General features: G+C 28.2%; 10 protein-coding genes. 2 read left to right on the top strand and 8 right to left on the bottom strand.

Annotation, left to right across the window (positions count from 1 at the left end; all coding sequences use genetic code 11):
- Positions 1 to 106 precede the first annotated feature (106 nt).
- Both MBFIL_RS09290 and MBFIL_RS09285 read left to right on the top strand, forming a co-directional pair.
- Positions 107 to 460 carry a pirin-like C-terminal cupin domain-containing protein gene (locus tag MBFIL_RS09290; protein ID WP_084266376.1) on the top strand — a complete coding sequence of 118 codons (354 nt, stop codon included), beginning with the start codon at positions 107 to 109 and terminating at the stop codon, positions 458 to 460.
- 452 nt (positions 461 to 912) lie between these two features.
- Positions 913 to 2,112 carry a potassium/proton antiporter gene (locus MBFIL_RS09285; RefSeq protein WP_066973836.1) on the top strand — a complete coding sequence of 400 codons (1,200 nt, stop codon included), beginning with the start codon at positions 913 to 915 and terminating at the stop codon, positions 2,110 to 2,112.
- Between the two features lie 252 nt (positions 2,113 to 2,364).
- Here MBFIL_RS09285 and polC read toward each other — a convergent pair whose 3' ends face one another.
- The 8 genes from polC to MBFIL_RS11150 all read right to left on the bottom strand — a co-directional run bounded on the left by polC (position 2,365) and on the right by MBFIL_RS11150 (position 10,978).
- Positions 2,365 to 5,976, bottom strand: coding sequence for a DNA polymerase II large subunit (gene polC / locus MBFIL_RS10340; RefSeq protein WP_084266375.1), 3,612 nt, complete (start codon positions 5,974 to 5,976; stop codon positions 2,365 to 2,367).
- A gap of 301 nt (positions 5,977 to 6,277) precedes the next feature.
- A complete protein-coding gene (locus MBFIL_RS09270; protein ID WP_066973835.1) occupies positions 6,278 to 6,562 on the bottom strand; it encodes a hypothetical protein in 285 nt (94 codons plus the stop codon).
- A gap of 257 nt (positions 6,563 to 6,819) precedes the next feature.
- Entirely contained in the window at positions 6,820 to 7,725 is a 906-nt protein-coding gene (locus MBFIL_RS09265) for an Rpn family recombination-promoting nuclease/putative transposase (protein WP_066973833.1), read from the bottom strand.
- Positions 7,726 to 7,939: 214 nt separating this feature from the next.
- A complete protein-coding gene (gene cfbA / locus MBFIL_RS09260; protein ID WP_066973831.1) occupies positions 7,940 to 8,434 on the bottom strand; it encodes a sirohydrochlorin nickelochelatase in 495 nt (164 codons plus the stop codon).
- A complete protein-coding gene (gene cfbA / locus MBFIL_RS09255) occupies positions 8,424 to 9,368 on the bottom strand; it encodes a sirohydrochlorin nickelochelatase (protein WP_066973829.1) in 945 nt (314 codons plus the stop codon). Before cfbA (MBFIL_RS09255) ends, cfbA (MBFIL_RS09260) begins: the two co-directional genes overlap by 11 nt.
- Positions 9,340 to 9,738 (bottom strand): Zn-ribbon domain-containing OB-fold protein, encoded by a 399-nt coding sequence (locus tag MBFIL_RS09250; protein WP_066973827.1) that lies wholly within the window; start codon positions 9,736 to 9,738, stop codon positions 9,340 to 9,342. The genes cfbA (MBFIL_RS09255) and MBFIL_RS09250 overlap by 29 nt, the downstream gene beginning before the upstream one ends.
- A gap of 338 nt (positions 9,739 to 10,076) precedes the next feature.
- Entirely contained in the window at positions 10,077 to 10,841 is a 765-nt protein-coding gene (locus MBFIL_RS09245; protein ID WP_066973825.1) for a PsbP-related protein, read from the bottom strand.
- Positions 10,842 to 10,855: 14 nt separating this feature from the next.
- Positions 10,856 to 10,978, bottom strand: a complete 123-nt coding sequence (locus MBFIL_RS11150) for a hypothetical protein (protein ID WP_281192582.1) — start codon at positions 10,976 to 10,978, stop codon at positions 10,856 to 10,858.
- Between the last annotated feature and the right edge of the window lie 294 nt (positions 10,979 to 11,272).

Below are 11,272 nucleotides of genomic sequence, written 5' to 3'. Positions count from 1 at the left end.
AAACATAACCCACTTAAAACCCAATAAACTAAATAATAATCCTTATTTTAACTTAATATTACTTCATCATCACAATATAAACCAATAAATATCAATTAACTAATCAATGAATTATGGAAGATCTCCTTCAATAATGGACATTAGTTTAAATCCAAGACAAAAGTTTAAAATGGAGATTCCTAAAGATAACAACTTATTTGTATATGTTATTCAAGGTGATGGGCAATTTGGAGAAGAAGAAATCAGTGTTAACAGTAAAACTGTAGCGATATTTGACCAAGTGGGTAAATTAGCAGTACATACTGGTGATGAAGGAGTAAGATTCGTGTTATTTGTAGGAAAGCCTTTGAATGAACCTATTGCATGGGGCGGACCAATAGTGATGAACTCTGAAAAAGAACTAGCAGAAACTTTTGAAGAGCTTAATAATGGTGAATTCATTAAACAATCTACAAAATAAGTTAAAATAAATAGTTTCTTAATATTTTTAGCTTATTAATTTAGTTATTTAATCCTGTCTAAATTAAAAGTTAAAAGTCATTTTATTACTTTCTTTTACTCCCCTATTAATTATTATTGTTCAATATGGATTTATTATATCTAATATTGATTTATTGTATTTTATTATTATTTTATTATTCTATTTTTATTACAAGTTCATACTATTTTACTAAACTTTTATCCAAATGTTAGTAGAGAACTATGATTCTTAATAATTCTTACTATTTTTCATTAAATTAATATTATATTGTTAATTTCGATAAAATTTTTTAACTTTAAAAAATATAATTTATAAATAGAATAAAAAAAATAATAGAAGAGTAATAATAAAAAATAATAGAAAAAAAATAATAAAAAAAATAGAAAAAATAGAAAAAAATAATAAAAAATATTAATTTTAGGTTTAATAAAATGATAGATATTCATCACATATTACTCGGAATAGGCCTTTTACTTCTTGTAAGTATATTACTAAGTAAAATGTCATCTATTATTGGAGTTCCTACATTAATCGTCTTTTTGATTATTGGAATGTTACTTGGTCAAGATGGAATTGTTGGGATTCATTTTAACGACTATATGATTGTTCAATATGTTGGTATCTTTGCATTAATTATTATAATGTTTTCTGGAGGTATGGATACTAATCTTGCAAAGATAAAAGCTGTATCGAAATATGGAATTTTACTTTCAACAGTAGGAGTTCTTATAACTGCAATAGTCACTGGACTTTTTCTTCATTTCGTCCTAAATTTTGATTTAATGATATCACTTCTTATTGGAGCTATTATATCATCAACAGATGTTGCAGCAATATTTTCAATATTTAGCTCACCTGACTTAAAGTTAAAAAATAATCTAGACTATTTATTAGAACTTGAAAGTTCAGTAAATGACCCAATGGCTTATATTTTAACAATATCATTTTTATATTTAGTTATTCATCCATCAGCCTCCATTTTAGGGATTGTAATGACATTAATACAATCTTTAGTTATAGGAACGATTATAGGGTACATTTCAGGCAGATTATCAATTAAATTACTTAATTCAATTAATTTAGATAGTAGAGGACTCTATCCTGTATTATTAATAGCTATTGCAATTTTATCATTTGCAGTTTCAGAATTAAGTGGAGGAAATGGATTTTTAGCAGTCTATATAGCTTCAGTATTTATTGGAAATAATGAATTTATAACTAAAAGAGCCCAGTTAAACTTTTTCGATGGTTTAGCTTGGCTTATGCAAATAATAATGTTTATTATCCTTGGTTTATTCGCTTCACCAAAAGATTTACTTCCAACTGCTGTAATAAGTATAGTAACTGCTGTTGGTTTGGTACTTATTGCAAGACCACTGGCTACTTTTGTATGTCTAGCTAAATCTAAGTTTAAATTAAAAGAAAAAGCATTTATATCGTGGACAGGAATTAAGGGAGCAGTACCAATTGTATTTGCAACATATCCTTTAGTTGCGAACATCCCCCAGGCATCACTAATATTCAATGTAGTATTTGTTGTAACACTAATATCAATATTACTACAAGGATCAACAGTAAAAGCATTAGCTAAAAAATTTAATTTAATTGAAAAAACAAGTAAATTAAATTAAGTAGTTAAATTAATGACATTAATAGTACAAATTATTCTTTTATAGTCCCATGCAAACAGAAATAATTATTTAGGACTCATGCACGGTGCATGAGCCAAAAACGAATTGACAAGGGGTGGAATTTTGACACACCCCTTTTTAAAAAAAATAATATCTAAAATAATTTAAATTATACTCCATATCATTATAATTGAAAATGTATTAAATTTTAGTAGAAATTTAATATATTTTTAATAGATTAATTCATTATTTTCACATAAAAACATCCAAGGAACTTTGTTTAGATTTATCACTTTCAAACAATGAATTAATACCAAATTCTTGTATTTCTAATCTTTGAACAAGATAATGGCTTATTGGATATTTTTGTACAAGTTCTTTGGATATTTCTAAGTATTTTTGTACTGATCCCTTAGAAACACTTAAAATTAAATTTTCCCCACATTTACATTTTCCTGTTAATGGCATTCTTCGGTATTTACTATTACATTTAGTACATCTTACCTTTTGTTTTGAAAATGCTCTTGCATTTCCCATGATATCTGGGAGGAAGTGAGAAGATAAAACTCCTTCAACTACACCTCTTTGATCTACAGCTCTGATAATTTCAGCAAGAGCTATTTGTGAACCTACTTTTTCTTTCATTGAAGGTAAAGTTTTGTATAGACAGATATTTGGTCCTGCATGAATATTTGAGGTGTTGTGTGAAAACATTAAGTCTTCATATTGTTTTGGAGTTCCTAAATGTTTTGAGACGTTATCTATTAAGTTAACAGCTTCTGTTGGCTTAACTTCTTTTTCTGTGATATTGAAAAATTCAAGGGAGAATTTATCCATAACATCAATGTTGTGAGATTCATCATCTATTTCTTCTGGATCAATTCTTGAAGAAAGAACCAAAGGTGCATCCATACTCCCCCCTCTAGTGCTTGGAAGATATGATTTTGAGAAGTTGATTAAAGCATCTAAAAGTAACATTACAGAATCTTCATCACTATCACAATTTCTTCGTTTTGCTGAGTGGAAATATGGATGTGCATAACATGCAAGTGCATTAGTGAAACCAACTACTCTGCCAAGTACCCCTGCTGAAGTGTGAGGAGCAAGTCCAGCAATTAAATGTCCTATTAAATCTTCCTTTATTTCGACATTATAGAACCTATCCATCTCATAGAATTTATCTAACAAATCATCAATGAAACTAGCTACTTTAACTAAATATTCACCACAATTTTTAGAGATGATAACATCCTGAACTTTAAGTTCAATAATCTGAGTATCCTCAGTTATTGGTTTTCCATATGCATCATGATCATAGCCAAGATATTCAAGTTGTTCAAGAGTAACTCCAACTTCTTTTGGTGTGAAATGAGTTAAAGGAAGGTCTGTTGAATCATGCCTTATTGTTGCATCTTTAAAAGTGAAAACTTCATTTTTTGCTCGGAGTATTCCTTTTTCCAATGGTTCAGGTAGTTTTGATTCTGAAATCATACCAATAACAGCCTTAATTTCATCAACTCGTCTGACACCAACATTTTCAGATGCTTTTCTAAGTAATCCTGAAAGATTAATTTTTTTCTTTCCAGGTTTTCCAACTTCTGTTTTAGAACCACAATTAGGACATAATGATTGGAATGAGCTTATTTGACAATTCGTACATTGTCTTCTTGAAAACTCGACTGAAATTGATCCTTTTTTAGCTGCTTCTGCAACTAATCGCCTACTACCTCCATAGTTTCCAATTGGAAATAAAACATGCGGTGCTGGTTTCATCAATCTTTCTTTAGACTTTTCAGGCCTTCCAACACGACTCCCAATGTAAACTGGTGCTTTATCCATGATTTTAACATCAGTTATTGTGTTTATTGCATCAACAGGTGACACATTCCCATCTAATAGTTCAATAGCTATTGGTTTTTTAAGAGTATTTACAATTGCGTATGAATCTTCAACATCAATAATAATTTTCCCATCTTTAACTATATGTGGAACTCCAATAACCTCAAGTATTCTCTTTTCATAAGATAAATCAAGTGTAAGCTTGTCTCCTTCCTTATAATCATTAGTATATTTGTTAATCCATTTTATAAGAGCTTGTAAATCATCAACTGAAATATCATTATAACAATAAGTATATTCAGGATTTAATGGAACACCATATTTCTTAGAAAGTTCAAATGAATCTTTTGCTGATAAATAGCTATTTTCAATATTGTTTAAGTCTAATTCTGTGTTATTAATATCTATCTTGTTATAATCCTTATTAATAGAAATATTAATAGAATTACTATCAGTATTGTTATTAGTAATGTTATTAGTACTGTTAGTAGTATTGTTATTAGTAATGTTAGTAGTATTACTATCCGTATTGTTAGTAGTATTGTTAGTAGTATTACTATCAGTATTGTTATTATAATTAGATATAACAGATGATTTACCAAAAGTCATTTGACCAGTATTAGTTTTATCATCTTTATTATTACTATCACTAATATTATTACTAATATTATTATCAATACTAGATTTCAATTCTTCAAGATATGTTGGTGAATTTAATATTGTTTCAGCCCACCATTCACTACACCATGCAGAAGGTAATAGATTTTGGTTGTTTCTCAAGAATTCTCCAAATGCGACAAGCATATCCCCTAAAAATAATATCTCAGTTACATATTTTCTAATAGATTTCGCTTCTTTTATAGATTTTACTTTAACAACATCACCATTTTTTAATTTAACAATAGGTCCTTCAATAGAATCCACTGGAACAACACAGTTTCCTTTTCCTGGTTTTTCTATTTTCAATTGAGTTCCAACAGCTAAAAATTCAACTAACTCCATTGTGATTGGACTAACTCCCATTGCTGCAAGACCTGTATTTCTGGACCTACCATAACGAAGTCTGAACCCTCCTTTTTCTCCAGGATAACCTAAAACAGGTCTTCCTCCAATAATATCTTGGATGTATTTAGGTTCTTCTTTTATTATTTCTTTTTTTTCTTCTCCATCTTTAGGTTCTTCTTTTGGCTTGTTTTCTTTTGTAAATTCAGAAAGGAACTCCCATTTATCTAATTTAAGAATCTTAGTATATTTTGAAACTTTTTTAGCCTTTTGAACAACTCCTTCAATCATCGCAAGTAATGCTCCACCACGAATATTATTGGTCTCTACTCTTTCTAAATCTCTGTGTGAAACTTCAACTTTATCTGTTTGCTCGCCTGTAACTTCAACAGGGATATTTTTCGCGGCATGCCTCACTTCTTCTGGTTTTGGAGAATATTGAAGATTTGTTACTTCTGATTCGTAAAGTTCAACTTCTTCTACATATCTTTCAATTTCAGCTTCTGTTGGTTTGTATATATCAAGACCAGTTGCTTCTCTAATCTTATCTCCAAGTAAAACAGCTAATGCTGCTGCAGTTCCTCCTGCACTTCTAATTGGTCCTGCGAAATAAACTGCTAAATATTTTCCACCATCAGAATTCTTTTTTATCTTAACTGCAGCTATTCCTTCAAGTGGTGCTGCAACAACCCCCTCTGTTAAAATAGCTAAAGCAGTTCTCAAGCCCTGATCAGCCAATGATTCTCGTTTAACAGCTGCTTTTTCTCCAGTTTCCTCAATTTCTTCTGATGCAATCTCAGCAGCAATAGTAAAAGCCACTTCTTCACGTGAAAGATCTGTTTCTAACTCTTTAATACGTGCAGCAACTCCAACAGGTCCTACAAGCCCTTCAACACGCTCAGCTAAATCCTTTGCAAGTGGAATTTCGGTTTTTGTTTCAACATCCAAACCCTTAGCTCTTGCAGCATTTGCAATTTCATATAATTCATAAGTTTCCTTTTCTAATCGTTCAAAATAATCCATTGTTATCACATAACTATTTAAAATGATAAGTTCTAAAACTAAAAATCAGAATTTTAAAAAATAAATTAAAAATAAATTCAGTACCTAATTTCTGTAATATCTAATATATTATTATATAACTTAAATAGTATATAATTTTAACTTTATTTTCATGAAAAAATATACAATAAGAAAAATACTTAAAATGCGAGTAATCATATGAAACAAAATAATAATAATAATAATAATAATAATAATAATAATAATAATAATAATAATAATAATAATAAAGATAAAAATAGAATAAATAAGATGCAATTCTTTATAATTTTTTTATTTCATTTTTAGATAAACCTGTACTTTCAGATATTAGTTCCATAGGCAAACCCATCTTTTTAAGGTTCATGGCTATTTTTGCAATGGCTATTTTTTTACCCATAGCCTCAGCTTTTTTCAATCCCCTTTCTTCCCCTTTTTCTTTAGCATGATTTAAACTACTTGTCCAGTCAGATTTAGCCATTTCTCTTAAATGATGCTCATGCATCCATTTTTTATCCTTTAAAAGATTACATGCTATCCTTTCTGCTGTTTCTCTTTCTTTATCCATTTTTCACCACTTCATTTAATAATTCTTTACCTAAGTTCTTATCAAAAATATTAACCATCTGTGTAATTAATTGTTTAATTTATTACAATCCAGCCCATACGCTCTAATATACTAATGTAACTCAAATGATATATAATTTTAACTTTATTTTCATACAAAAATAAGTAATAATAAAATAATTAAAATGAGTAATAAAATGAAATAACAATAATATTAATACAAAATAATTAAAAATAGAATAAATAAGATAGGATCCTTTATAATTTTTCTATTTCCGTTTTAGATAGACCTGTGCTTTTAGTTATTTGTTCCACAGGTAAATCCATGTTTTTAAGGTTGATAGCTACCTCTATGATTCCTTTTTTCCTGCCTTTTTTTTCACCTATCTTCAAACCTTTTTCTTTTCCTCTTTTTTCACCTATCTTCAAACCTTTTTCTTCAGCATGGTTTATACTACTTGTCCAGTCTGATTTAGCCATTGCTCTCAAATGGTAATCATGTAACCACTTTTTATCCTTTAAAGCATTACGTGCTATCATATCTACTGTCTCTATTGCTTTATCCATTTTGATCACCTTATCTAATAGTTCTTTACTTGAGTTTTTATCAAAAAATATTAGCCATCTGTGTAATGGGTTGTTTAAGTTTTTATTCTTTATTTTTCTGAACTTTGGTAGTTCTATAAAATATAATTCCAATTTTTCACTTAGTTTATAATATTTTGTTCCATCAAATATATTAAATTTTGTATAGACTTCAGGTAAATCTATTAGCTCAAAATCCACTAAGCTTATTGATATTATTTTAGGTAGCTTTTTATAATCTTGTCCTTCGTTAATAGCTATAGAAAATGCTTTACTCCAGTAATATAAACTTCTATTAAGCATATCTCCTAAATTTAATTGTTGAACTTCCATATTTATTTGTCTGCTACTATTAGCAATGGATCTAAGGTCTAAGATACTGGTTTTATCTTTTATAACCTTTTTTGTTAATTTCCTACCTTCTAATAGCTTTACTTCTTCTACATGTTCTTCCTTATTCTCATTATTTTCACTAAACAATGCATTGACAAATGATTTCCATTGATAGGTACAGTTAGGTTCTGCCATGTATTTTAGGAATAAAAAGTCACTTAATGGATTATACTCTCTACTAAACAATTCAAAACCTCCATTAGTTTTTATAATAGCTATTAATAAAATTATTATAAATAATTAAATTAGTATTAATATATAGCTATTAGTAATAATATAGTTAATAGTAATACTATTTAAATATTACTTATTTTTATTTTAGTAATAACTATTTTTTATGAAAAATAATGAAGAGGCGAATATTTTTAAAAAAAGATGTGAAATATTTTTAAAAATAAAATTATAAAGAATCATTGATTCTTTTTTTAATAATTTCAAGAACTAATGGATCTGCACCTAATGGATCAGTAAATATGATTTCACCATCAAATTCCACCTTTTTAAAGTCATGATCATGATGATGCCCTTTATGTTCATGATTGTCTTTATGATCTTTATAGTCATGGCTACTATGATCATGATTACTATGATTATAGTCATGATCTTCTTCGGCATTAACTAAACCTAATATTTTTGGAATATCTCTTTTTGTATGAACTCCATGAGCTAAAAAGACAGGAATAGCTATTATTTTTTGAATATTAGTGTCTTTAACTAATTCTTCCACTGCTGTTGCTATATCAGGTTTGTGGATTTCCATGTAGCCAACAGCTACTTTGTAATCAGAAATATCCCTATACATATCTGCAAGGGTGTTAATTACTTCACTTCCATATGGAAGTCTACTTCCGTGACTAATAAGTAAAATACCAGTTTCTTTATCATTAGAGGACATTATTAACCCTTCTTTTAATAAGTTCTATAAGAATTGGATCTGCACCAATTGGATCTAAATAAGTTATTTCTCCATTAAAATCTATTTTTTCATTGGAATGAGTGTGATCATGGCTGTGGCTATGCTTCAGACTGTGAGAATTAGTATGATCATTGTCATGAGTGTGGTTGTTCTCCTTATCAATATCTATTAATTTAAGTATTGTTGGAATATCTCTTGTTGTGTGAACCCCTGTAGCTATGAAGACTGGAACAACGATTAAATGTTCAATAACTATTTTAGAAGTTAAATCATTGATAGATTCTGATATTGACGGGTGAGTTAGTTCCATGAATGCAAAAGTAGAGTTATAGTCATTATTTTTAGAGTAAAGGTTAAATAAATCAGTTATAAACTCTTTATTATAATTTAATCTACTCCCATGACTTACAAGTATTATTCCTACTTTAGATTTATCAATAGCTATTTTTGATAATGCAGCATTTATTTTACTTTCAATAATTTCTAAAATAAGTTCATCTGGTCCAAATGGGTCAAGAAGTATGATATTTGCAAAATTAGCAGGTTTTACTTGATTAAGATAATGATTTTCTGGATAAGTTCCATTTGGAGAGCGCGGATCAGTTTCTTTTGGGTTTAACCCTAACATTATTGGAATATCGATATTTGTGTGTATTCCTTTTGCAAGAAATACAGGAATAGCTATTATTTTCTCTACACCATATGAAGAAAGAAGATTAACAGCTTCTGGAATTGATGGTTTGGATACTTTCATGTATCCAATCTCTACATGATAGTTGGTTTGATTTTGAAATTCTTTTTTAATTTCTTCAAACGTATTTTGAGAAGCAGGTAAGCTGCTTCCATGACTTATTAAAACTACACCAATCTTAGAATCATTATTTTCATTTGGTAGTTTTGAATTTGAATCCATAAGAGATTACTCCATCTTCTCCATCTTCTCTGATTTTTCTAAATACCATTTCTACTGGATCTCCAATTTGGATATCCTCTAAGTCACTATCAATTATTTGTGAGGTTATTTTAGCTCCTTCATCAAGTTCGATAATAGCTACAGCATATGGAGATAATTTTTTAAAATCATCCGTTGCTGCATGAACTATGGAAAAACTATGAACTTTCCCTGTTCCCTTAAATTGAATAGTCTCAATATTCCCTTTTCTCCTGCAAACTGGGCAAATTACACGTGGAGGGAAATATACTTTTCCACAAGTTGTACATTTGGAACCAACCAAATTATATCTTTGCTGAATATGGCGCCATGTCCTTACAATATCTGACATTTAAATCCTCCTTAAGTCTAAACTATTTGATTAATTTAAAGATTTTTAAGTAATTTCAATTAAATTTAATTGATTTTGATTGATTTTAATTAATTTTAATTAATATTTTAAATAAATTAATTAATAATAAAAATATAAAAATAAATATTACTTAACAAACATCTTAATCTAAATTATATTTTAATTTTCAATTACATAAACTTATTTGAAAAAATAATTCTAATAATTTCTAATAATTTATCAATACTATCAAATAAACCCAATAATCACAACCATGATATATTGTATTAATAATAAATCATTGCATATTACGAAAAACAGACATTATAATAATTAAATTAAGTAAACCGAAATGTTTTAAATATCATGTCATCAGCATTAAGTTCTGAAAGATCATTTGAACGAAGAATCAAATTATAAATAGAATCTCCTTTTACAAAAGAAACTGAACGACTATAATTACCACTTTTATTCACATAAACATCAATAGCATCCAAACCACTAACACTAGTATCAGAAATATTCAAAACACGATAATCACTGGAATTTTCACGAATAAAAGCATTTTTAAACTCATCTAATGTAATTCCCTCACTATTGACTGTAAATATCAAAAAATCAGTATTATTAACAGCCATGTTAACTAAAGTAGCAATAAAAGAACTATTTGAATCTTCATTTACCTCCCAATCACTAGAATAATTAAAAGAAACACCACTTTTATTAAAAGTTTCAGTATTACTATTATTAGCATTATTAATATTATCAATAGTATTTGAACCAGGACCTTCAGTAAAATAATCAAAAACAACTGTTCCAATTAAGAAAATAATGATAATTCCTGCAATAGCCCATCTAATCTTATTAGTAGCATTCTCAAACTTCTTATCGTCCTCTTCACTACCACCATGGCTATGTCCATAGTCCTTAATATTATTATAAACAAATCCTCCAACAACACTAGCAACAATAATACCAATTAAACTAATAAAAAAATTAGGTTCATAATCAATCCAAATAACATTAACAACAATACTAAACACAATCATTAAACCAACAAAGAACAAAATACCTGCAACAGCACCTAAAACATTCCATTTCATACCAATACACCACATTACTTAGTCCAATTGCCCACTAACGGAATCAAAGACCTAACATCATAATTAATCAACTTAAAAACAGTTAAATAACCAATTACAACATCTTCACAAGAAATATTATCTCGTCCATTCTTCAAGGCACTACAACCAGATAAATGAGAACTAACAAAATAGATCAGCCTTGAAAAATCTCTTGAAAATCCCTTATCATCCTCAACATCAACAATAGAAAAATACTTATAAATTAAGTTATCACATTTTTTTGCTCTTTTATCTTCAAAAGATATATTTTTAAGCTTCTTAAAGGAGATTATCCATAATTAAAATAAAGGTTTATGATTGTTGGATATGGTTTTAGATGTTTTTTAGTTTTTGTTTTAGTTTTTTAGTCTATTTTTTGTGTTTTAGTTTTAAACTTTTTTAATGTGTTT

It is taken from the genome of Methanobrevibacter filiformis (assembly GCF_001639265.1).
GTDB classification, from domain to species: domain Archaea; phylum Methanobacteriota; class Methanobacteria; order Methanobacteriales; family Methanobacteriaceae; genus Methanacia; species Methanacia filiformis.
This window is presented reverse-complemented; position numbering and strand designations above follow the sequence as displayed.

Coding starts and splice junctions, on each gene's coding strand:
- MBFIL_RS09250 (WP_066973827.1), bottom strand. CDS start 9,738: ATGTCAGATATTGTAAGGACATGGCGCCATATTCAGCAAAGATATAAT.
- MBFIL_RS09285 (WP_066973836.1), top strand. CDS start 913: ATGATAGATATTCATCACATATTACTCGGAATAGGCCTTTTACTTCTT.
- MBFIL_RS09270 (WP_066973835.1), bottom strand. CDS start 6,562: ATGGATAAAGAAAGAGAAACAGCAGAAAGGATAGCATGTAATCTTTTA.
- MBFIL_RS09290 (WP_084266376.1), top strand. CDS start 107: ATGAATTATGGAAGATCTCCTTCAATAATGGACATTAGTTTAAATCCA.
- polC (WP_084266375.1), bottom strand. CDS start 5,976: ATGGATTATTTTGAACGATTAGAAAAGGAAACTTATGAATTATATGAA.
- cfbA (WP_066973829.1), bottom strand. CDS start 9,368: ATGGATTCAAATTCAAAACTACCAAATGAAAATAATGATTCTAAGATT.
- MBFIL_RS09245 (WP_066973825.1), bottom strand. CDS start 10,841: ATGAAATGGAATGTTTTAGGTGCTGTTGCAGGTATTTTGTTCTTTGTT.
- cfbA (WP_066973831.1), bottom strand. CDS start 8,434: ATGTCCTCTAATGATAAAGAAACTGGTATTTTACTTATTAGTCACGGA.